This window comes from Methylohalomonas lacus, assembly GCF_024808875.1.
GTDB classification, from domain to species: Bacteria; Pseudomonadota; Gammaproteobacteria; order Methylohalomonadales; family Methylohalomonadaceae; genus Methylohalomonas; species Methylohalomonas lacus.
On sequence record NZ_JANUCT010000012.1, the window covers coordinates 1 to 20,307 of the forward strand.

The window sequence follows — 20,307 nt, forward strand, 5'->3', positions numbered from 1 at the left end:
CCTTCAGTTTGTCCTGATCCATTGTCTCTGCCATTGATGGGCTCCTCTTGTACACTAGCACCAATGGGCAGTTACACAATTTGATTTACAGGCTCTGCGGTAACCGACCTTCTGTTCGGCCCGCGGTCGGGCCTCCTACGAATCTGAAATTTTACCTTGACACCGAAACAGGGTTGATCACGCTTTTTTAATCACCAATCACCAATCACCAATCACCAATCACCAATCACCAATCACCAATCACCAATCACCAGCCTAAAGACTGACAAATTCCTCGGCACTGGTGGGATGAATGCCAAGGGTGGCATCGAAGTCCTGCTTGGTAGCGCCGGCGCGCATGGCGATCGCCAGTCCCTGCATGATCTCGCCGGCGTCCGGTCCGACCATGAACGCGCCGACCACCCGTTGGCTGTCCTTTTCCACCACCAGCTTGACCAGGCAGCGTAATGGCGTTTCGACCAGGCTGTATTGCAGTGGCCGGAACTGGTGGCGGTAGACCTCGACCGTCATGTCCTGCTCCTGGGCCTGGCGTTCGTTCAGGCCGATACTCGCCATGCTCGGCTGGGCGAAGACGCAGGTTGGTACCTGTTCGTAGTCCGGCTGTGCGCCACCGTCACCGAACAGGCGTTGGGCGACCGTCGTCCCCTCGGCCAGTGCCATTGGCGTGAGCATGACACGGTCAATAACGTCACCGACGGCGTGAATGGAATCGACGGCCGTGCTGTACTGCTGATCGACAAGGATCGCGCCAGAGGCGGTCAGTTCGACGCCCAGCTCGGCGAGGCCGAGGTATTCGGTATTCGGCTTGCGACCGGTGGCGAACAGGACGCAGTCGGCAACCTCGGTGTCACCGTTGTCGGTTTTAATGTGCAGTCGGTCATGTTTTTCGATCGCGCTGATGCCGGTGTTGAAGCGCAGATCAATGCCCTGTGCTTGCAGCTGCTCGGCGAGAAACTGCCGGCTGTCGTCGTCGAAGCCGCGCAGGATCATGTCGCCGCGATGCATGAGCACGGTTTCCACGCCGAGGCCATGGAAAATGCCGGCGAATTCGACGCCGATATAGCCACCACCGACGATAACGACCCGCTGCGGCAGTTGTTCAAGATAAAACGCGTCATCGGAAACGATGCCGTGCTCGGCGCCGGGAATTGGTGGCCGGGTCGGCTGGCCGCCGGTCGCAACGACAATGTGCCGGGCGCTTATACGCTGGCCATCGTCGAGGCTGATCTCGTGCGCCCCGGTGACCCGGGCACGTGTTTCGTACAGGCTGACGTTGGCTTTTTCCAGCAATTGGCGGTAAATGCCGTTCAGACGCTCGATTGCCGTATTCTTGTTGCCGATCAGGGTTGACCAGTCGAATTGCGGGCTGGTCAGCTGCCAGCCGAAATCGCCGGCGTGTGCGAACGCTTTGCTGAATTCGGCAGCATAGACGAACAGTTTTTTCGGCACACAGCCGACGTTGACACAGGTTCCACCCAGCGGTCCCTGCTCGGCGACCGCGACGCGCGCGCCAAGTTGGGCGGCGGTGCGCGCGGCGCGTATGCCGCCGGAGCCGCCGCCGATCACGAAAAAGTCATAATCCATGCGTTACTTCGCCCATTGGTTGGTATTTGAATTTATACTGGCATCATAAAGGATACCGGCATAGTGGCGCTGACCAAAATCAGCTGCCGACCGGTGCAACATGCGATAACCACGTGCGCCTATCCCGACAACCGGAGGTTACAGGTATGCCGGCCAGTGACAGCAACAATCGGCTCATGCGCCGGGCAACCTGGCTGGCGGTTGCCGTCGCATCCCTGTTGATTGCGATCAAGCTGGTTGCCTACGTGCTCACCGGCTCGGTGGCGCTGTTATCGAGCCTGATCGATTCCGTCGTCGACCTGATGGCCTCGACCGTCAACCTGCTGGCGGTCCATGTGGCGCTGCAGCCGCCGGACCGTGAACATCGCTTCGGCCACGGCAAGGCCGAACCGCTGGCCGGGTTGGCCCAGGCCGCCTTCATCAGCGGTTCGGGAGTCTTCGTGCTGATCGAGGCGTTCAACCGGTTGTGGCATCCGCAACCGCTCGACTATGCCCAGGTCGGCATCGGCGTCATGATCCTGGCGACACTGGTGACCATCGGCCTGGTGATCTACCAGCGCCGCGCCATCAACGCGACCGGTTCGCTGGCGATCACTGCCGACTCGTTGCATTACTACGGCGATGTGCTGATCAATGTCGGGGTTATCACGGCCATCGCAGTTGATCAGTGGCTTGGCTGGCACTGGTTCGATCCGTTGATCGCCATTGCCATTGCCCTGTATCTGCTCGTTAATGCCTGGCGCATCGCTACAGGGGCGCTGGATCAGCTTATGGATCGCGAACTGGCCGACAGCGAGCGCGAGCGCATCAAGTCGATCGTGCTGGCGCATCCGCAGGTGCATGACCTGCACGAATTGCGTACCCGTGCCTCCGGGCTGGATCAGTTCATCCAGCTGCATTTGGTTCTGACACCGGATATGGACCTGGCCACGGCGCACGCGATCGCCACCGAAGTCCAGCAGCGGCTGGCCCGGGCCTATCCTCAGGCCGATATCATCATTCACCAGGATCCCGCAGACGATAGCGAAGCGTCGGCAAAGCCCGGCTAGCCGGGACGGGCGCTAGTTGGGCAGCGGCTGTGCCGGCAGACACTCGCGGTCATGGGGGGCCGACAGATTCTGGGCCGGTCCGGCCGGCACGATCCCGGTCGGGTTGATGCTGGCATGACTCGTATAATAGTGGCGCTTGATATGCCGGAAGTTGACCGTCGCTTCAACGCCGGGGAACTGGTACAGCTCGCGCAGATAGTTGGCGAGGTTCGGATAGTCGGCGATGCGGTACTTGTTGCACTTGAAATGGCCGACGTAGACGGCATCGAAACGCACCAGCGTCGTGAACAGGCGCCAGTCGGCCTCGGTCAGCCGCTCGCCGACCAGGTAGCGTTGTTGTGCCAGTCGCGCCTCGAGTTCATCGAGGGTCGTGAAAAGCTGGTCGAATGCCTCTTCGTAGGCCTGCTGGCGGGTGGCAAAGCCGCAGCGATAAACGCCATTGTTCACGTTGTGATAGACGGTTTCGTTGATGGCGTCGATGTCGGTCTGTAGCGCCTCGGGATAAAAGTCGCTGCGGACGTCGGTAAAGGCGTCGAACGCGCGGTTCAGCATGCGAATGATCTCGGCCGACTCATTGCTGACAATCGTTTGCTGCTGCTTGTCCCAGAGCACCGGCACCGTCACCCGGCCGGTATAATCCGGCCGGGTCAGTGTATAGAGTTCATGCAGGTAGGTGGTGTGGTTGACGCGATCGCCGACGCAGGTGTCATCCTCGATAAAGGTCCAGCCATGCTCGCCCATGTAGGGATTGACCACTGATACCCCGATAATGTCCTCGAGTTTTTTCAGGCGTCGAAAGATCAGTGTCCGGTGAGCCCACGGGCAGGCCAGCGATACATACAGGTGATAGCGATTGGCCGCCGCCGGGAAGCCGTTGCTGCCGTCGGCCGTGACCCAGTTACGGAACTGGCTGTCCTCGCGCACGAAGCGGCCGTCGGTCGCTTCGGTGTCATACCATTGATCGTGCCACTGGCCGTCGATGAGTAACCCCATGTGCTGTTTCCCGCTCGATGAAAACCTGTCCTAGGACAGACTGTCAGCGGGCACGTGTGTTCCGGTGCAATGGGCATTAAAAAGAGCCGGTCATCCTGACCGGCTTGAGGCGTGTGATCGCAGTGGAACGGGCTGCGATCGGCCGGAATCAGTACTGGTTGATCGGCAACAGCAGCAAGCCGGCGACCGTACGCGGTGGCCTATCGCCCAGCCAGCGATTCAACAGGCGCTGCCACAGCGACGGGCGGGGCTGCTGCAGGCGCGCGACCTCGAACCGCCACTCACGGGCGTTGACGAAGATGAAGTCGAGCAGGTGCAGATGTCGACACGGCGTCGAATCCGGCCGGTCCCGCTCGGGGACGAACCACCAGCCACTGTGCGGGTGCTCAAAACAGTAGCCGGGCAGACCGTTGTACCAGCAGGCATAGATGTTCATTAGGGCGTTTCCGGTGGTGGGCCGTCTCTTGGCGATAGCATGACCATCGCAAACGCCGTGCCATAATGGCTGAAAACTTCAGCCTTTTGAAAACAATGGATTTTTTACAGGTTGGGGAAATCGGGGGAGGACATTCTGTCGTCTATGACCGACAGATTCGCTGATAATGGCCTGTGCGGGCTAGACGTCCGGAGTGGTTTCGCTGTCCCACTCGACGAACAGCCGCGATCGACTCATGGCCATGACCAGGATAACGGCTTCACCGATGGTGAGTATGCCCAGCCGCACCCATTCATGCGCCGGACCGACCACCAGCCAGCTGGCGGTGGTTGCGGCGTTGGCGGTGGTGCCCAGGCCCAGCAGCAGGGCGGTCATCGACAGGGCGCGCCACAGGAACGGCTCCTGCGGGTAGTGTTCGAGTGATTCGGCCAGTACGCAGAGCACGGCTATAAGGACGGCAAAACCGAGGGCTATACGCAGTTGTTCGATCATGCTGTCGGCGGGTCCGAACAGCTGCCGATCCCAGCCCTGCCAGGCCAGCAGCACCCAAAAACCCAGGCCCAGAACCAGTAACGCCGTTACGCTGAGAACCAGCGGCCAGACGCGCCAGCGATAGTGCAGCAGGGGCGACTCGCCGTGCACGACATGCGGATAGCAGTGGCCGCAGTTCGGACACAGCCAGACCCGTGCCAGGCGCGGGTCGGTCAGCGGTATGGCGATCATGGCCAGTACCAGCCCGCCGAGCACGAAACTGAAACGGCCGTGGCTGAACATGCCGATTGCGAGTCCCAGTGCCACCAGTAGCCAGGCACCGACACGCAGATCGGCGCGCACGGCCGGGCGCACCGAGGCGGTCATTTTGACCGACGGGCAGAAACGGCAGCTGGGGCTGGTATCGGCCGCCATGGTAACTGGGTCCCTGAATATAGGGTCTGCGAAAACGTGGCCACACCCCCTGAAAGCGCGGCGACGCTGTTCACTCAAAGAATAAACGTGTCAGCTGGGTAAAACTCTATACGGCGCGGAGATTTACTGCGTTTTGTGACCGGGTTCTCAGGTTAGCGGCAGTGACAGGTTTTCACCGGCTTCAGTCGCCGGTTTCAATCGGTGGGGTAACAACGCGGCCGGCCCGGGGAGGCTGTTGCGCCGGCTTGTTGTCGGTTGCCGGTTCGGCCTCACGGACCGGTTCCGGCGTGCTGTCCGTGTCCGCGGCTGGCGCCGCCCGTTGTTCATCGGAGTCGCTGTCGGCCGCTTCGTCGGGCAGTGTCGCCAGCGGTGGCGTGTCGGCATCATTATTCAGCTGCTCGATCTGAACACCGCTGGCGCTGTCGTGGGACTCGGGCTGATAACGGCGCTTCTCGGCCAGCTGCTGTTCCAGGGTTTCAAGCCGCTCGCGCGCCCGGTCGTGGCCCTGCTCGGCCGCCAGTGCGTACCAGTCGCGTGCCTTGTAATTGTCCTTGAGCACGCCTTTGCCGCTGCGATGCATATTGCCGAGCTGGTACTGGGCGTCGGCGTAGCCGCGCTTGGCGGCACGCCGGTACCAGAGCAGGGCGCGATCGGGATTGCGCTCGACGCCCTTGCCGTTGAAATACAGATCGCCCAGCCGGCTTTCCGCGGCGGCGTTGCCGGCCAGTGCCTCACGCTGCAGCGCGTCCAGGGCGCTGCGATAATCGCCCGTGGCCAGGGCCGCCTCGGCATGGGCAATCGTCTCCGCCAGCTCGTCCGGCTGTTCATCCGTTTCGGTGTCTGGCGCCGGCGAGCCGCTACCCGCGTCGGTTGCCGGCGCCGGCAGGGGCTCGACCCAGTCGCTGTTGCTGGCAGCCGTGTTGTTCTCTTCGGCGGCCGGATCCGCAGTGGTGTCGGTCTGTTCACGCGTGCCGCCAAACAGGCGGCTGAAGAAACCGGGCTGTTCGGACTCCGGTGTTTGCTCGCCTGGTTCGGTATCGGTGACCGGGCCGGTCTCGACAACCTCGGCCGTGTCATCCTCGGCTATGACCGGAAGACTGTCGGCAAAGCCGTCCGCCATGGCGGCATCCCCGGCCTGTACCCCGGACAGTTGGGCCGGCGTGGTGGCCTCCACGGCGGTGTCCGCGGCCGTCTCAGCGTCGCCGTCGGGCAGCGGCGGCGAGACGATGCGCCGCGGCGGCCGGGTGTCGCCGTTGGCGGCAGCGTCCTGCGACATTTCCGCGAGGGCCGTGCGCGCCAGTTCGTAGTCCTGCTCGGCGGCAGACTGGTACCAGCGCCGTGCCTGATCGGCGTCGCGGGGCACACCGCGGCCGGCGCGGTACAGGTTGGCGAGATTGTACTGGGCGGTGGCGTCACCGCGTTCCGCCGCCTGCTGGTACCAGTAGGCGGCCAGTTCGTAATCCTGCGGCACACTGTTGCCGGTGTGGTAAAGACTGCCGAGATGCACCTGGGCGCGTGCATAGCCGCTTTCCCCGGCCTGTTGAAACAGTTCTGCGGCGCGTAATGGATCCTTGCGTACACCGTCGCCCTGCAGGTGGGCGAGGCCGAGACTGAATGCCGCGACCGGTTGGCCGTGTTCGGCCGCACGTCGGTACCACTCGCTCGCCTGGACTGGATCCGGATCGACGCCGTGGCCGAATGCATACGCCACACCGAGGTTGTACTGGGCATCTGGCTGGCCCTGTTCGGCCGCGCGTCGGTACCAGTCCAGTGCTACCTGGTAATCCTGCTCGACGCCCTCGCCGGTGTGGTAAAGATAGCCGAGTTCGGTCTGCGCGTGGCTGCTGCCGGCCTCGGCGCGTTCGCGCAAAGCCTCAAGGTCTGCCGCGAAGGCCGTGATTGGCAGTAACAGGCAGACACATAGCAGCGTACGCTGAGGGCAGCGGGAAAGCAGGGTCATGATGACAGTCTCGGCAGAAGTGTTAAGGGCAGGGTGTTTCAGGCCATCAGGCCGCCGATGAGCGCGCCGATCATCAGCGGGATGAGCTGGATAAGAATGACCAGGAATACGGTCGCGCCGGCGAACGTACCAACTACCGGCGCAAACAGGCCCAGCGGCGCGGCGGCCACGGTGAACACCAGCGCCAGCAGGATCGACAGCAGCAGGCCGGGCAGTACCGCCGCGGCCAGACCGTTACCGACGCTACCGGCCACCTTGCCGCCGACGATGCCGGCAATTAATGGACCAAAAGCCGGCAGCCAGAACAGCAGCAGCGATAACACCGCCATCCATACCATGCCCATGAAGATGCTGCCCTCGGGTCGTCCGCCCGTGGTGTCGGTCAGATTGTCCACCATAACCATCGCTCCCGTGTGTGCGCCGAAATAATACTGTCATTGTAACGCAGAGCGGCATTGCTGCTATCATCGAAATCGACATTTGCTGCCGTCAGCAGTACAACCGATATACGGCCCGCGGCAATCCGTACCGGGCATTCAAGGTTCAAGAACAGAAGGGGAGTGTCATGTCTGACAAGCAAACTGCGGCTGGTCGTTTGCGCGAGCAGATGCAGCAGCCGGGTATCATCCGCATGCTCGGTGCCCATGATGTACTGGGGGCGTTGATGATCGAGCAGGCCGGGTTCGAATCCGTCTTTGTCGGCGGCTTTGGCACCAGCGCCAGCATGCTCGGGTTACCGGATATCAATTTCCTTGGTCTGACCGAAATGGTCGACGCCACCCGGCGCATGTGTGAGCGGTTAACGATCCCGGTACTGGCCGACGCCGATACCGGTCATGGCGATATTCACAACGTCATGCGCTGTGTACAGCAGTTCGAAGGTGCCGGTGCCGCCGGCATCATTCTCGAGGACCAGGCGTTTCCGAAACGCTGCGGCCATTTTGGCAACAAGCAGACCATAGAAAAGGATGACATGGTGCTGAAGTTCCGCGCCGCGGTTGAAGCACGGCGCGATCCGGATTTCGTTTTTGTGGCGCGCACCGATGCCCGCGAGACGCACGGTCTGGACGCGGCTATCGATCGCGTCAATGCTTATTGTGAAGCCGGTGCCGATTTCGCCTTTATCGAGGCGCCGCTGTCGGTCGAGGAACTGCAGACCATTTGCGAACGGGTACCGTACCCGAAATTCGTCAACATGCTGGTATTCGGCAAGACACCGATCCTCAGCGCGGCTGAACTCGAAGCCATGGGCTTCAAGCTGGTCGTCGCACCGATCGATTCGGTTCTGCTGGCGGCGAAAGGCATGCGTGATCTGGCCGAGGCCTTCAAACGCGACGGCCATACCCAGGCGATGACTCATGAAATGGTCGACTTTGAAGCCATCAAGGAGATACTGGGCCTGCCGGAATATGCGTCGCTGCGCGAACGCTTTCAGCAAAAGGACTAGATTCTGATGCCGCACTATATTTACCTGGCGATCGCCATCGTCGCCGAGGTCAGTGGCACGCTGGCGCTGCGTGCATCCGAATCCTTTACCCGGCTGGGACCGAGCCTGATCGTGGTCATCGGCTACGCCCTGGCGTTTTACTTCCTGTCATTGACGCTGAAGCATATACCGGTGGGTATTGCCTACGCCATTTGGTCGGGTGCCGGGATCGTCCTGATCGCCGCGTTCGGTTACGTCGTCTTCAGTGAACGTCTTGACTGGCCGGCACTGCTGGGCATGCTGTTCATCGTGGCAGGTATCGTGATGCTGACGGCAGTGTCCAAAAGCATACCGTCCGCCTGAGCCGTTTACTCGCCCGGCCCGGTCGGTTGTTCGTTCTCGATAATGACACGGCGATAGCGTTCGGGCTCGTCGCGCTCCGGCGCTGCGGGGGCGCCGGCTTTACGCTGCTGTTCGATCAGTTCCGAGTAGCTCTGTGACGATTCTTCGATCTGCTGCTCGCTCATTTCGTGTTCGAGACTGTTGTTGAGTTCACGGCCGCGTTCCTCGCCGTAGTCGGCCGCGCGCTCGTAGTAGGCACGGGCCTTGGACAGATCGGCGTCGACGCCCTGGCCCTGGTGATGCATCAGCCCGAGCATCAGGTTGGCGTAGCCGTCACCCTCGGCAGCGAGTGCCTCGTAGTGCTGTTGTGCCGTTTCGTAGTCGCCATCGCGATAGGCCTGTTCCGCCTGTCGCGGGTCGGCCTCGAATGAAGTTGCCGCGTTGTCAGTGTCAGCGGTGCTGCCACTTTCGTTCTGTTGAGCCCGCGCTATGTCTTCATCGCTGACATCCAGTGCGCGTTGCAGTTTTTCGAACTGTTCGAGCGCCTGCGGGTCGTCACTGTATTCGCGTTTTTTCTCGGCCAGGGCACGCAGCTCCTCGTCGTTCAGGCCATTTTCACGTACGTCCGCAAACGAACGTGTTTCCCGTTGTTCCTCGGCGAGGACGCCGGGTGACGCCAGTGCCAGCAACAGAAACCAGTAATTGATGGGGCGGGATATCATGACAGGAACTCCGGGCATCGCTTTATCCTGCCGGGAAGTATAAAGTGCCCACAGGTATTTAGCGAGCCGGTGCTGACCGGTTCGCCAACATTGCGGAACCGGCCATGAACGACCCTTTATCCCCTGATCGCGGCGCCTGGCGGCGGCGCTGGTTGCAATTGCTGGGTGCCGGCATCGGTCTATATATGACCGTGATCGGTGTATTGATGTTCTGGTGGGGCCACGAGTCGGCGTTGCTGGATGTGACGGCGGATGTCAGTGCTGACGCCAGTACCGCGATCCGCGGTGAGGTCACCACCAGCACCCTGATACAGGTTGTACAGACCCTGCTCGATAAGCGCGGCGGTTACCTGAGTAACGATATTCTGCCGCCGGGCCTGTGGCTGGATAACATGCCTGCCTGGGAATACGGCGTGCTGACCCAGGTACGCGATCTGACGCGAGCGCTGCGTAATGATTTCAGCCGTTCGCAAACGCAATCGACGGAAGATGCCGACCTGGTGATCGCCGATCCGCAGTTCCACATCGATCACCGGTCCTGGATCCTGCCGGCGGCAGAGAGTGAATACCGTGCCGGCATTAAGGCGCTGAAACGCTACCGGGCGCGACTGACCAATGCGGCCGACGGTGACGCCCGGTTCTACGCCCGTGCCGATAATCTGCGCAGCTGGCTGGTTATCGTTGAAAAGCGGCTTGGCAGCCTGTCGCAGCGGCTCAGTGCCAGTGTCGGCCAGGTGCGCATCAACACCGACCTGGGCGGTGAACCCGCCGCCAGCCAGTCGACCCGACGGCCGCTGGAGATGATGATCCGGACACCGTGGCTGGAAATCGATGACGTATTCTACGAAGCGCGCGGTGCGACCTGGGCGCTGATCCATTTCCTGCACGCCATGGAAAGGGACTTTGCCGGCGTTCTCGATGACAAGAATGCGCAGGTCAGCCTGAAACAGATCATTCGTGAACTGGAAGCAACCCAGACCGCGGTCTGGAGCCCCGTGATCCTGAATGGCTCCGGCTTCGGCCTGCTCGCCAATCACTCGCTGGTCATGGGATCGTATATTTCACGCGCCAACGCGGCGGTCATTGATCTGCGCAGTCTGCTGGCTGAAGGGTGAGAGTGGTGATTGGTAACTGGTAATTAGTGATTGGCAAGATCCGACTCCTGTGGGATCGGATTGCAATCCGCGATTCTTCAAGATCATGTTTCGCCGACTGAAGTCGGCTCCTATCACCAATTACCAATCACCAATCACCAACTTACCGCGGTGCGATGAACGGGCCATAGGCGCGCGGGCCGTCACCGACGTTGATGGTTCCCGTCACTTCCAGTGTTTCGCTGTCGATCAACGAGACTGAATTGTCGCCCCAGTTGCTGACGTATAGCGTCTTTCCGTCGGGGTGCAGGTTCATGCCTTCAGGGTAGGAGCCGACCTCGATGTCGGCGATCTTGTCCTGGCTTTCCAGGTCGATAACGGCAACCGTGCCATCGCGTTGATTGGTTACGAACAGCCGGTTGACTCCCGGCACCTGCTGGGTGACATAGGGAAACAGACCCACGGTCACCGTGGCTGTTAGCTCGAATTCGCGGCTGTCGACGATGCTGACGTCACTGGTTTGAACGTTGGCAACGTAGATCTGGCTGCCGTCGACCGCCATGCTGACACCGAACGGTGCCGTGCCGACCTCGATTGTGGCCTCGACCTGGTCGGTTTCCAGGTCGATCAGCGACAGGGTGTTGTCATCGCGGTTGCTGACGTAAAGCGATCCACCGTCCGGGTGTACGGCCAGTCCGGAAGGTGATGCGCCGACGCTAAAAGTTTTCAGCGTGGTCAGCGTTTCACTGTCAATCATGCGCACGACATCTTCGTACCAGTCTGCGACATAGAAGCGGCTGCCATCCGGCTGCATGGCAATCGCCAGTGGTCCTTCGCCGAGTTGCAGGGTGTCGATCAGTTCCAGGTTTTCAATATCAATGACAAATACCGAGCGGGCTTCCGGGTCGGTGACAAACAGCCGACGATTGTCGGGTGTAACCGCAACACCGGCCGGTTTGCTGCCGACCTCGATGGTGTCGGTGACCTGTCCGGTTTCGGTATCGATGACCGAGACCGAACCGCCGATCTGGTTGGTAATGTAGGCGAAAGGTGCAGACTGGCCGATGGACGGCCAGCACAACAGGATAAATACGAGAACGGGGCTAATACGCATCGTTCGAGTGCTCAATCTTGCAACGGTAAAAGCAAAAGCCCGGCTTGCGGCCGGGCTTTTGCAGGATGCTTACTGCTCGGCAAGTTCCTTGATGCTGGCCATGCCGGAGTCATAGATATTGATGATGGCATTTTCAGCTGCCTCGTCGGACAGTTCCGGCGGCGGATCGTTGTTCGGGTAGGCGCGATAGAAGAAGCCCTTCCAGCTCAGGACCGAGCCACCGTTTTCGCCCGCATTGACATCAATCGTCGAGCCGTAGGTACCGACCGGCACGGCATCGTGGTTGGGTTCGGTAATGCGATAGGCATACAGCATCTCTTCGTCATTATGCTTGAGCATTTCCTCGGTGAAGGATTCGCCGTTTTCCAGCGTCAGCACGCGTGTTGTGCCTTTTTCATGGCTGCCGTCGGATTCGCACTTGGCGATTGCCGGGTGCCAGTCCTGAATTGAGCAGAACTCGGAAATGACAGCCCAGACCTTCTCCGGAGAGGCGTCGATCTCTACTTCCTTCATGACCTTGAGGCGACTGGGGCCGTGCGCCGTGGCCAGTGCCGGTATCAGCAACAGGCCGACAAGCCCGAGCGTGAGTCCGCGAGTTACAAATTTCCGCATCGTTTTTATTCTCCTGCTATGGGTCTATTCAATCGGGTCCGTCGTCACGTTAGTATGCCGGTGAGCGACGAATCCCAGTGATGAGTCGAATTATCTTAATCCGAACCGGCTATCCACGTCATGTCGAATCCATTGATCCGGGAATACTTCAGACCATCCGCGCCGATAAAAGCTCACGCTTTTTGCCGGTTTTTCCTGATCATGCTGATTTTTTCCTTATTGCCGGTTTCACTGCCGGCGGCGACCCCGCTCGAATTGCTGGCGGTAGAACGCGCCGACGGCGAGACTGTTCATTACCGGGTGGAGATCGCTGACGACGCCGCGTCGCGCCGCGCCGGCCTGATGCACCGCCACGATCTGCCGGTGGGTAATGGCATGTTGTTCGATTATCACGAGCCGCGTCCGGTGCAGATGTGGATGAAAAATACCCACATACCGCTGGATATGCTGTTTATCGATGCCGAGGGCTATATCGTTCACATCGTCGAGCACACCCGGCCGCTATCGCGCGAGATCATCGATTCGACCCAGCCGGTACGCGCGGTGCTCGAGGTCAACGCCGGCAGCAGTGACCGGCACGGCCTGCGCGTCGGCGACCGTGTTTGCCACCGCATCTTCAATAATACCGGGCGACACGACGCGCGCTAGTCACCGGCCAGCCGCGTCATTACCCGGTCGTAGTAATCGCTTTGCAGCAACAGGCTGCAGCGCTGGCGCGATGTTGCCTCCAGCCGTGCCTGCAGGCAGTTCATGCGGCCGACGATGCGGCGCCGCTCGGCGTCGTCTTCCGTCCATTCCAGTTCCGCGCTGAGCGCCTCGATGCTCTTGCGATCGATCACCGCCGGTGGTGCGTAGCCGGCGTTTTTCAGGACGCGGTGTGCCATGCGCAGTTCTTCCGGCACCAGGCTGTCGTCGTCCAGCTCCAGCGGCCGACCGTGCCCGGCCAGGTTATCCAGCTCGCCGTTGTCGACGGCTTGCTGGATGCGCTGCTCGGCGAGTTCATCGATCAGGAACATGACGTGATCCGTGCAATACGTTGCGTGGCTCAAGCCTCCCATTCCGAAGCCGGTCGGGCAAGTCCGGCTGCATGATCAGCTGGCTCACAATATCTTGACTCTGTAGTAGACTACAGGATATAGACTGGAATACATGAGGTTAAAACCATGAAGACAATGACGATCGGGCAGGTTGCCCGCCACACCGGCCTCGGCATCGAAACGGTACGCTACTACGAGCGCGAGGGCCTGATCCCGCCGCCGCCGCGCAGTGCCGGCGGTTATCGGCGTTATTCCGCCGATAGCATCCGGCAGCTGTCATTTGTCCGCCAGGCCAAGGCGCTGGGTTTCTCGCTGGCCGAAATCCGCGAGCTGTTGAGCCTGTCCGCCGACAGCCAGGCCAGCAGCCACGCGGTCAAGCAGCTGGCCGAACAGCGTCTGGCCGATATTGATAGCCGCATCGCCGCGCTCGAGCGCATGCGCGCAGCGCTGGTGCACGTCACCGGGCAGTGTCCCGGCGACGTGCCGCGGGCCGAATGCCCGATCCTGGCAGCACTAGCGGATGGCCCGGCAGCGCCGCTGCCGGATAAAGCAACGCAGCAGACGAAGACACCATGAACGAACACGCGCAGCCTGAAAAGGCGGCCGGCCAGGGCCAATGTGGCCACGGTCGACACGCATCAGCCGGCGATCGGTCGCAGTCTGACGCCCGGCCGGGGCAGTGGACCTGTCCCATGCATCCGGAAGTCGTGCGCGACGAACCCGGTGACTGTCCGAAGTGCGGTATGACGCTGGAGCGCGTCACCGTGTCGCTGGACGACGATGACACGCCCGAGCTCCAGGACATGACCCGGCGCTTCTGGATCAGCGCCGCATTGACATTGCCGGTGCTGGCGCTGGCCATGGGCCACATGCTGCCCGGCAATCCACTGGCGGCACTGCTGGACACGCAGACCCGTCAGTGGCTCGAATTGCTGTTCGCCACACCGGTGGTGCTGTGGGGCGGCTGGCCGTTTCTGGTGCGCGCCGTACAATCGCTGCGCACGCTGAATCTGAACATGTTCACGCTGATCGGTCTCGGCGTCAGTGTTGCCTATTTCTACAGTGTGGTGGCCGTACTGCTGCCGGAGCTGTTTCCGTCCTCGTTCCGCGGCGATCACGGCCAGGTCGGGGTGTACTTCGAAGCTGCGGCCGCGATCGTGACGCTGATACTGCTCGGCCAGGTCATGGAGCTGCATGCGCGCAGCCGGACCAGCTCGGCCATCAAGGCGCTGCTCGGTATGGCGCCGAAAACGGCGCGACGGCTGAATACCGATGGCAGTGAGGAAGACGTCGCCATCGACGAACTGCAGCTCGGTGACCGGTTGCGCGTTCGCCCCGGCGAAAAGGTGCCGGTGGACGGCCAGGTTGCCGAGGGCCATAGTGCCGTGGACGAGTCCATGCTCACCGGCGAGCCGGTGCCGGTGGAAAAAACGGCCGGCGACCGGGTGATTGGTGCAACCATCAACGGTACCGGCTCACTGGTGATCACCGCGCAGCAGGTCGGTGACGACACCACGCTGTCACAGATCGTGCAGATGGTTGCCGAGGCGCAGCGCAGTCGCGCGCCGGTCCAGAAGCTGGCCGATCAGGTGGCGGCCTGGTTCGTGCCGGCGGTGATCGTGATCGCGGTGGTCACCTTTATCGTCTGGGCGTTGTTCGGCCCGGAACCGCGCCTGAGCTACGCGCTGATCAATGCCATCGCCGTGCTCATCATCGCCTGTCCCTGTGCACTCGGCCTGGCCACGCCGATGTCGATCATGGTGGCGACGGGCAAGGGTGCGACGGCCGGCGTGTTGTTCAAGAATGCCGAGGCCATCGAGGTGCTGCGCCAGGTCGATACCCTGGTCGTCGACAAGACCGGTACGCTGACCGAGGGTCGGCCGCGGCTGCAGGCCGTGCATACCCTGAACGACTGGCGCGGCGACGACGTCCTGCAACTGGCCGCAAGCCTGGAGCGCGGCAGCGAGCATCCGCTGGCCGCTGCCATCGTCAGCGGCGCCGAGAACGGCGGAGTGCAACTGCAGGCCGCAGACAACTTTGAATCGCATACCGGCCAGGGTGTGACCGGTCGCGTGCTTGGTCACGACGTCGCGCTCGGCAATCGCGCCCTGATGGACGCACGGGACGTTGATGTACAGGCGCTGGCCGACAAGGCGGAAAGCCTGCGGCGCAACGGCCAGACGGCCATGTTCGTCGCCGTCGACGGCGCGGCGGCGGGCGTCATCAGCGTCGCCGATCCGATCAAGACAACCACGCAGGAAGCGGTGACCATGCTGCATGCGGAAGGCATTCGCATTGTCATGGTGTCCGGTGACAACCGCACCACCGCCGAGGCAGTCGCGCGGCAGCTCGGCATCGACGAAGTCGTCGCCGAGGTGCTGCCGCAGCAGAAGGTCGATACCGTCAAGCGCCTGCAGCAGGAAGGCCGCATCGTGGCCATGGCCGGCGACGGCATCAACGACGCGCCGGCACTGGCGCAGGCCGAGGTCGGCATCGCCATGGGCACCGGTACCGATGTCGCCATGGAGAGCGCCGGCATCACGCTGATCAAGGGGGATCTGCGTGCCATTGTCCGGGCGCGTCGCCTGAGCCGGCTGACGCTGCGCAACATCCGCCAGAATCTGTTCTTCGCCTTTGCCTACAACAGCCTTGGCGTACCGGTGGCGGCCGGTGTGCTGTACCCGCTGTTCGGCCTGCTGCTGTCACCGATCATCGCCGCACTGGCCATGACCTTCAGCTCGGTATCGGTGATTACCAATGCCCTGCGTCTGAACCGGGCCGATCTGTGAACGGGATGATGGGGATGATCCGGCGTGGTCGGCAGGGCATACTGTCGCTATGAAAACCCTGCGTCCCGTCATGGCTCGACTGTTGCTGTTGCTGCTCGTTCTGCAGCCGGCGGCCGTATTTGCCGCGCAGGGTTGCCATGACAGCGGTGACAATACCGGCGATCACGCCCATCACGCCGACATGCAGCATGACCAGGCGCCGGCACCTGAACATGCCGAGCCATTGCAGTGCGATTGCGACTGTTACTGCGTCGGCGGCTGCGCCCAGGTCTGCAATGCCGGTGCCGTGCCGGTCACGTCAACGCCCCCGGCCATCAACACCGACGCGTTGCTGCATGGCGCGGACAGTTTCCTGCGCAGCGCCCATCCGGAACCCCACCTGCGACCCCCGAACCACGTCTGAACCCGAGTGCACGCGACGGCAGTTGCCGTCTTGTTTGTTAATGAATGTTCAGGAGACGATCATGCGTGGTCGAATTGTATTGCTGGCTCTGCCACTGCTTGGCGGTTGCGCCGCCAGTCTGCCGCAGGACGACGGCTTCGATGAAGTGGCAGCAACCGTCGAACAGCGGCTTGAGCAAAAGGCCTACTGGTATCGCGATCGCGAGGCCGATGCCGAAATCCGCGCGAGTGTGGCGCGGTTGCTGGAACGGCCGTTGAGTGCCGATGCCAGTATCCAGGTTGCATTGCTCAATAACCACCATCTGCAGGCAACCTATGCGCGGCTGGGTCTCGCGCGCGCTGACCTGGTGCAGGCCAGTCTGCTCGGCAACCCGACGCTGTTTTCCAGCATCCGCTTTCCCAGCCGCGGTAGCGGCACCAACCTCGAGTTCGAGGTCGCCCAGGGTTTTCTCGACATCCTGCTGCGCCCGGCGCGCCAGCGTATGGCGCAAAGCGAGTTCGAGCGGACCCAGCTGGCGGTCAGCCAGGAGGTGCTCGACTTCAGCGCCGAAGTGCTGATTGCCTATCGAAAAGTGCAGGCGGCGGCCCGTCGAATGGCCGTGTTCGAGGTCCTCAACGAATCCAGCCAGGCCGGCTATGAACTCGCGCAGCGTTTCGAGGAAGCCGGCAATATGACGCCGCTGGCACTGAGTCGCCATCGCGCGATAGCCGCGGAAGCCGAAACCGAGCTGCAGCGGGCGCAGGATGAATATCACAACCGCCGCGATGCCCTGTCCAGGCTGCTGGGACTGGCTGCCGGCGAGCGCGACTGGCAGCTGGCGGACACTTTACCGGCGTTACCGGAGCAGGCACTGGAGACGTCTCAACTGGCGCAGCGCGCCAGCGACCGGCGCCTCGACCTGCAGGCATTGCGCAAGGATCGCGAACGCCTGCAGCAGGCCCTGGCCATGACCATGGACACCCGTTACCTGGGCGGTGCCGAATTCGGCTTCAATGCCGAACGTGAAACCGACGGCAGTTCACTGTACGGACCCAACTTCGCCATCGAGCTGCCAATCTTCGATCAGAAGCAGGCGCAGATCGCCCGGCTGGAGACACTGTTGCTCGACAACAGCGCGGCGATCCAGGCATTGGAGCGCGACATCGAGAACGACGTGCTGGCCGGCATCGATCGCCTGCAGCGCCTGCGCGATCGGATCGTGCATTACCGCGACGAGGTGATCCCGGCCAACGAGGACACCCTGAAGCACATGCAGCGCGAACAGAACTACATGCTGGCCGATGTGTTCGACCTGTTGCTGGTGCAGCGCCAGGCGCGGTCCGCCTACCGCGGCTATATCGACAGCCTGCGCGATTACTGGATCGCGCGGGCCGAACTGCAACGCGCGACAGCCGCCACGCTGGCGGGTCAGGCGCGGACAACGCATGAAGGAGAGGAACAATGACCAGTCGCCGTAACCTGTTGATGTCATCAGCCCTGGGCATGCTTGGCCTGGGACTGTCCGGCCATGCCGCCCGGGCTGCCATGGACCCGGCCAGTGGCCGGCGTCGTCGTGCCGGCGGTAATACCCCGGTGAAAACATTGAACGGCCGTTCGCTGCCTTATGAAATGAAGGACGGCGTGAAAGAGTTCCACCTGGTGGCCGAGGAGATCGAGCACGAGTTTGCGCCCGGCTGTGTCGCCAAATGCTGGGGTTACAACGGCTCGACGCCCGGGCCGACCATCGAGGCGGTCGAGGGCGATCGCGTGCGTATCCTGGTGACCAACAACCTGCCTGAACACACCACCATCCACTGGCACGGCATCCTGTTGCCGTCGGGGATGGACGGTGTCGGCGGCTTGAGCCAGCCGCACATCAAGCCGGGCGAGACCTATGCCTACGAATTCACGCTCAACCAGCACGGCACGCACATGTATCACCCGCACGCCGACGAGATGGTACAGATGGCGGTCGGGCTGATGGGCATGTTCATCATTCACCCGAAAGACGGCGATGCCGAGCCGGTGGACCGCGACTACTGCTTCCTGCTGCACAACTGGGCGCTGCATCCCGGCACCTACCGGCCGGATCCGTCGATCATGACCGAGTTCGATCTGTGGACCTTCAACAGCAAGGTGTTCCCGGCCATCGATTCAATCGTCGCCCGCACGGGAGAACGCGTGCGCATCCGCATGGGCAACCTGTCGATGTGGAATCATCCGATTCATCTGCACGGCCACAAGTACCAGGTCACCGGCTCCGACGGCGGCCGCTGGCCGCGCGCGCAGTGGCGCGACGAAACCACCGAGATCGTCGCAGTCGGCCAGACTCGCGACATCGAGTTCATTGCCAATCCCGGCGACTGGGCATTCCATTGCCACATGTCGCATCACACCATGAACGCCATGGGCCATGACATCGCCAACACGCTGGGTGTCGATCAGTCCGGGGTTGCCGAACGCATCCAGAAACTATTGCCTGGTTACATGCCGATGGGCGAGACCGGCATGGCCGAACACGGCCGGCACACGGCGATGGCGAAAAAGCATGCCGGTCATCACGGCATGCAGGGACCGCGCAACACCCTGCCGATGATGGCCGGCGAGGGGCCGTTCGGACCGATCGAGATGGGCGGTATGTTCACCGTGGTCAAGATCCGCGATGACCTGGCCCATGATGACTACAGCGATCCGGGCTGGTATAACAACCCGCAGGGCAGCGTCGCCTGGAAAGTGAGCGGATAACCATCGTATGTTGCGCCGGGTCGTACTGCGACTGATGCTGTGGCTTTTATTGCTGATTATAATGCTGGCTGCGTTGGGCTGGTACATGCTGGCCATGCCCGGCAGCAGCCACAACGGCGAACCGCCGGCACTGGATGCCACGCAGCAACAGCAGCGCGAGCGCCTGCAGGGTCATGTTCGCCACCTGGCTGGCACGATCGGCGAGCGCAATACCGAGCAGGCCGGTTCGCTGGAAGCAGCCGCCAGCTACATTCACGATCAGTTCCAGGCCATGGGGCTGGTGCCGCGCTGGCGCGAATACCGGGTCGATGATGATGACAGTCCGTTTAGCGGGCCGTTCGTGAACGTCGAAGTCGAACTGCATGGTCACCGGCATGCCGACGAAGTCCTGGTGATCGGGGCGCACTACGATTCCGCCTGGCCGTCGCCGGGTGCCGACGACAACGCTTCCGGGGTTGCCGGCCTGCTGGAGATTGCCCGCTGGTTCGCCGAACAGAAGGCCGCGGGCCGGCGTTTCGATCGCACGATCCGTTTCGTCGCTTTTGCCAACGAGGAATCGCCGCACTTCGGCGGGCCGAGCATGGGCAGCAAGGTCTATGCGGCCAGTGCCGGCCAGCGCGATGAGAACATCGTCGGCATGTTCTCGCTGGAGATGCTCGGCTATTACGACAATGCGCCCGGCAGCCAGCGTTTCCCGCGACCCATCGAGGCCTTCTACCCGGACCGCGGCAACTTTATCGCCTTTGTCGCCGATTTGCGTTCACGCGGCCTTTTGCATGACACCCTGGCGTATTTCCGTGACTATGCCACGCAACCGTCGCAGGGTATCGCGGCACCGGCGTTCATGCTGCCGGACATCCGCCGTTCCGATCACGCCATGTTCTGGCAGCAGGGCTACCCGGCGCTGATGGTTACCGATACCGCCGGTTTCCGTAACCCGCACTACCATCATCATAGCGACACCCCGGAAACGCTGGATTACGCGGCGATGACGCGCGTCGTCAGTGGCCTGGCGCGGACTTTTGCCGCACTGGCAGGCGGCGACTGAGTTGTCGCCGTGAGACGATTCCATTAATGTGAGCGCCTGCAAAGACCCGCCCACGGCGCTTCATAACA

Annotated in this window: 21 protein-coding genes; 11 read left to right on the plus strand and 10 right to left on the minus strand. The window is 62.0% G+C overall.

All coding sequences use genetic code 11. The features are described 5' to 3' along the window. Positions 1-255: 255 nt before the first annotated feature. The gene (gorA, locus tag J2T55_RS08940) at positions 256-1,584 is read right to left on the minus strand and encodes a glutathione-disulfide reductase (protein WP_259055749.1); all 1,329 of its coding nucleotides are present in this window, start codon (positions 1,582-1,584) and stop codon (positions 256-258) included. A gap of 146 nt (positions 1,585-1,730) precedes the next feature. On the opposite strand from gorA, the gene J2T55_RS08945 reads away from it, so the two are divergent. Continuing rightward, positions 1,731-2,633, plus strand: coding sequence for a cation diffusion facilitator family transporter (locus J2T55_RS08945; protein ID WP_259055750.1), 903 nt, complete (start codon positions 1,731-1,733; stop codon positions 2,631-2,633). 12 nt (positions 2,634-2,645) lie between these two features. On the opposite strand, the gene J2T55_RS08950 is transcribed toward J2T55_RS08945, so the two are convergent. The 5 genes from J2T55_RS08950 to J2T55_RS08970 form a co-directional block, all read right to left on the minus strand. Then, complete coding sequence (locus J2T55_RS08950) at positions 2,646-3,626, minus strand: glutathione S-transferase family protein (RefSeq protein ID WP_259055751.1); 981 nt, start codon at positions 3,624-3,626, stop codon at positions 2,646-2,648. Positions 3,627-3,774: 148 nt separating this feature from the next. Beyond that, positions 3,775-4,062, minus strand: a complete 288-nt coding sequence (locus J2T55_RS08955) for a hypothetical protein (RefSeq protein ID WP_259055753.1) — start codon at positions 4,060-4,062, stop codon at positions 3,775-3,777. Between the two features lie 180 nt (positions 4,063-4,242). After that, complete coding sequence (locus J2T55_RS08960) at positions 4,243-4,968, minus strand: hypothetical protein (protein ID WP_259055754.1); 726 nt, start codon at positions 4,966-4,968, stop codon at positions 4,243-4,245. A 181-nt stretch (positions 4,969-5,149) separates the two neighbouring features. Next, a complete protein-coding gene (locus J2T55_RS08965) occupies positions 5,150-6,928 on the minus strand; it encodes a hypothetical protein (protein ID WP_259055755.1) in 1,779 nt (592 codons plus the stop codon). A 38-nt stretch (positions 6,929-6,966) separates the two neighbouring features. Continuing rightward, the gene (locus J2T55_RS08970; protein WP_259055756.1) at positions 6,967-7,326 is read right to left on the minus strand and encodes a hypothetical protein; all 360 of its coding nucleotides are present in this window, start codon (positions 7,324-7,326) and stop codon (positions 6,967-6,969) included. Positions 7,327-7,493: 167 nt separating this feature from the next. Between J2T55_RS08970 and J2T55_RS08975 the strand changes: the two genes are divergently transcribed. Together J2T55_RS08975 and J2T55_RS08980 are read left to right on the plus strand one after the other, a co-directional pair. Continuing rightward, positions 7,494-8,375 carry an isocitrate lyase/PEP mutase family protein gene (locus J2T55_RS08975; protein WP_259055757.1) on the plus strand — a complete coding sequence of 294 codons (882 nt, stop codon included), beginning with the start codon at positions 7,494-7,496 and terminating at the stop codon, positions 8,373-8,375. A gap of 6 nt (positions 8,376-8,381) precedes the next feature. Continuing rightward, positions 8,382-8,717 carry a DMT family transporter gene (locus J2T55_RS08980; protein ID WP_259055758.1) on the plus strand — a complete coding sequence of 112 codons (336 nt, stop codon included), beginning with the start codon at positions 8,382-8,384 and terminating at the stop codon, positions 8,715-8,717. A gap of 5 nt (positions 8,718-8,722) precedes the next feature. On the opposite strand, the gene J2T55_RS08985 is transcribed toward J2T55_RS08980, so the two are convergent. Continuing rightward, positions 8,723-9,418: an SEL1-like repeat protein gene (locus J2T55_RS08985; protein WP_259055759.1), complete on the minus strand. Its 696-nt coding sequence runs from the start codon at positions 9,416-9,418 to the stop codon at positions 8,723-8,725. Between the two features lie 104 nt (positions 9,419-9,522). Here J2T55_RS08985 and J2T55_RS08990 point away from each other — a divergent pair, with 104 nt between their 5' ends. Further along, a complete protein-coding gene (locus J2T55_RS08990) occupies positions 9,523-10,533 on the plus strand; it encodes a DUF2333 family protein (RefSeq protein WP_259055760.1) in 1,011 nt (336 codons plus the stop codon). A 142-nt stretch (positions 10,534-10,675) separates the two neighbouring features. Here the strand turns inward: J2T55_RS08990 and J2T55_RS08995 are convergent, their stop codons facing one another. Together J2T55_RS08995 and J2T55_RS09000 are read right to left on the minus strand one after the other, a co-directional pair. Further along, positions 10,676-11,626 carry a cytochrome D1 domain-containing protein gene (locus J2T55_RS08995; RefSeq protein WP_259055761.1) on the minus strand — a complete coding sequence of 317 codons (951 nt, stop codon included), beginning with the start codon at positions 11,624-11,626 and terminating at the stop codon, positions 10,676-10,678. A 69-nt stretch (positions 11,627-11,695) separates the two neighbouring features. Further along, on the minus strand, positions 11,696-12,238 hold the full coding sequence (locus tag J2T55_RS09000) for an SRPBCC family protein (protein ID WP_259055762.1): 543 nt from the start codon (positions 12,236-12,238) through the stop codon (positions 11,696-11,698). Positions 12,239-12,439: 201 nt separating this feature from the next. On the opposite strand from J2T55_RS09000, the gene J2T55_RS09005 reads away from it, so the two are divergent. Next, entirely contained in the window at positions 12,440-12,886 is a 447-nt protein-coding gene (locus J2T55_RS09005) for a DUF192 domain-containing protein (protein WP_259055763.1), read from the plus strand. Here the strand turns inward: J2T55_RS09005 and J2T55_RS09010 are convergent. After that, positions 12,883-13,287 carry a DnaJ family domain-containing protein gene (locus J2T55_RS09010; RefSeq protein WP_259055764.1) on the minus strand — a complete coding sequence of 135 codons (405 nt, stop codon included), beginning with the start codon at positions 13,285-13,287 and terminating at the stop codon, positions 12,883-12,885. The two genes, J2T55_RS09005 and J2T55_RS09010, sit on opposite strands and share 4 nt — an antisense overlap. 114 nt (positions 13,288-13,401) lie before the next feature. Here J2T55_RS09010 and J2T55_RS09015 point away from each other — a divergent pair, with 114 nt between their 5' ends. From J2T55_RS09015 to J2T55_RS09040, 6 genes are all read left to right on the plus strand, one after another. After that, positions 13,402-13,851 carry a MerR family DNA-binding protein gene (locus tag J2T55_RS09015; RefSeq protein ID WP_259055765.1) on the plus strand — a complete coding sequence of 150 codons (450 nt, stop codon included), beginning with the start codon at positions 13,402-13,404 and terminating at the stop codon, positions 13,849-13,851. After that, complete coding sequence (locus J2T55_RS09020; protein WP_259055766.1) at positions 13,848-16,064, plus strand: copper-transporting P-type ATPase; 2,217 nt, start codon at positions 13,848-13,850, stop codon at positions 16,062-16,064. The genes J2T55_RS09015 and J2T55_RS09020 overlap by 4 nt, the downstream gene beginning before the upstream one ends. 49 nt (positions 16,065-16,113) lie before the next feature. Beyond that, positions 16,114-16,467 (plus strand): hypothetical protein, encoded by a 354-nt coding sequence (locus J2T55_RS09025; protein ID WP_259055767.1) that lies wholly within the window; start codon positions 16,114-16,116, stop codon positions 16,465-16,467. Between the two features lie 61 nt (positions 16,468-16,528). After that, positions 16,529-17,911 carry a TolC family protein gene (locus J2T55_RS09030; RefSeq protein WP_259055769.1) on the plus strand — a complete coding sequence of 461 codons (1,383 nt, stop codon included), beginning with the start codon at positions 16,529-16,531 and terminating at the stop codon, positions 17,909-17,911. After that, entirely contained in the window at positions 17,908-19,191 is a 1,284-nt protein-coding gene (locus tag J2T55_RS09035) for a multicopper oxidase family protein (protein WP_310521984.1), read from the plus strand. Before J2T55_RS09030 ends, J2T55_RS09035 begins: the two co-directional genes overlap by 4 nt. 7 nt (positions 19,192-19,198) lie before the next feature. Further along, positions 19,199-20,239, plus strand: coding sequence for a M28 family peptidase (locus tag J2T55_RS09040; RefSeq protein ID WP_259055770.1), 1,041 nt, complete (start codon positions 19,199-19,201; stop codon positions 20,237-20,239). Positions 20,240-20,307 lie beyond the last annotated feature (68 nt).

Excerpts from the sequence above, each read along its gene's own strand:
- gorA (WP_259055749.1), bottom strand. The coding sequence starts at position 1,584 with ATGGATTATGACTTTTTCGTGATCGGCGGCGGCTCCGGCGGCATACGC.
- J2T55_RS08945 (WP_259055750.1), top strand. The coding sequence starts at position 1,731 with ATGCCGGCCAGTGACAGCAACAATCGGCTCATGCGCCGGGCAACCTGG.
- J2T55_RS08950 (WP_259055751.1), bottom strand. The coding sequence starts at position 3,626 with ATGGGGTTACTCATCGACGGCCAGTGGCACGATCAATGGTATGACACC.
- J2T55_RS08955 (WP_259055753.1), bottom strand. The coding sequence starts at position 4,062 with ATGAACATCTATGCCTGCTGGTACAACGGTCTGCCCGGCTACTGTTTT.
- J2T55_RS08960 (WP_259055754.1), bottom strand. The coding sequence starts at position 4,968 with ATGGCGGCCGATACCAGCCCCAGCTGCCGTTTCTGCCCGTCGGTCAAA.
- J2T55_RS08965 (WP_259055755.1), bottom strand. The coding sequence starts at position 6,928 with ATGACCCTGCTTTCCCGCTGCCCTCAGCGTACGCTGCTATGTGTCTGC.
- J2T55_RS08970 (WP_259055756.1), bottom strand. The coding sequence starts at position 7,326 with ATGGTGGACAATCTGACCGACACCACGGGCGGACGACCCGAGGGCAGC.
- J2T55_RS08975 (WP_259055757.1), top strand. The coding sequence starts at position 7,494 with ATGTCTGACAAGCAAACTGCGGCTGGTCGTTTGCGCGAGCAGATGCAG.
- J2T55_RS08980 (WP_259055758.1), top strand. The coding sequence starts at position 8,382 with ATGCCGCACTATATTTACCTGGCGATCGCCATCGTCGCCGAGGTCAGT.
- J2T55_RS08985 (WP_259055759.1), bottom strand. The coding sequence starts at position 9,418 with ATGATATCCCGCCCCATCAATTACTGGTTTCTGTTGCTGGCACTGGCG.
- J2T55_RS08990 (WP_259055760.1), top strand. The coding sequence starts at position 9,523 with ATGAACGACCCTTTATCCCCTGATCGCGGCGCCTGGCGGCGGCGCTGG.
- J2T55_RS08995 (WP_259055761.1), bottom strand. The coding sequence starts at position 11,626 with ATGCGTATTAGCCCCGTTCTCGTATTTATCCTGTTGTGCTGGCCGTCC.
- J2T55_RS09000 (WP_259055762.1), bottom strand. The coding sequence starts at position 12,238 with ATGCGGAAATTTGTAACTCGCGGACTCACGCTCGGGCTTGTCGGCCTG.
- J2T55_RS09005 (WP_259055763.1), top strand. The coding sequence starts at position 12,440 with ATGCTGATTTTTTCCTTATTGCCGGTTTCACTGCCGGCGGCGACCCCG.
- J2T55_RS09015 (WP_259055765.1), top strand. The coding sequence starts at position 13,402 with ATGAAGACAATGACGATCGGGCAGGTTGCCCGCCACACCGGCCTCGGC.
- J2T55_RS09020 (WP_259055766.1), top strand. The coding sequence starts at position 13,848 with ATGAACGAACACGCGCAGCCTGAAAAGGCGGCCGGCCAGGGCCAATGT.
- J2T55_RS09025 (WP_259055767.1), top strand. The coding sequence starts at position 16,114 with ATGAAAACCCTGCGTCCCGTCATGGCTCGACTGTTGCTGTTGCTGCTC.
- J2T55_RS09030 (WP_259055769.1), top strand. The coding sequence starts at position 16,529 with ATGCGTGGTCGAATTGTATTGCTGGCTCTGCCACTGCTTGGCGGTTGC.
- J2T55_RS09035 (WP_310521984.1), top strand. The coding sequence starts at position 17,908 with ATGACCAGTCGCCGTAACCTGTTGATGTCATCAGCCCTGGGCATGCTT.
- J2T55_RS09040 (WP_259055770.1), top strand. The coding sequence starts at position 19,199 with ATGTTGCGCCGGGTCGTACTGCGACTGATGCTGTGGCTTTTATTGCTG.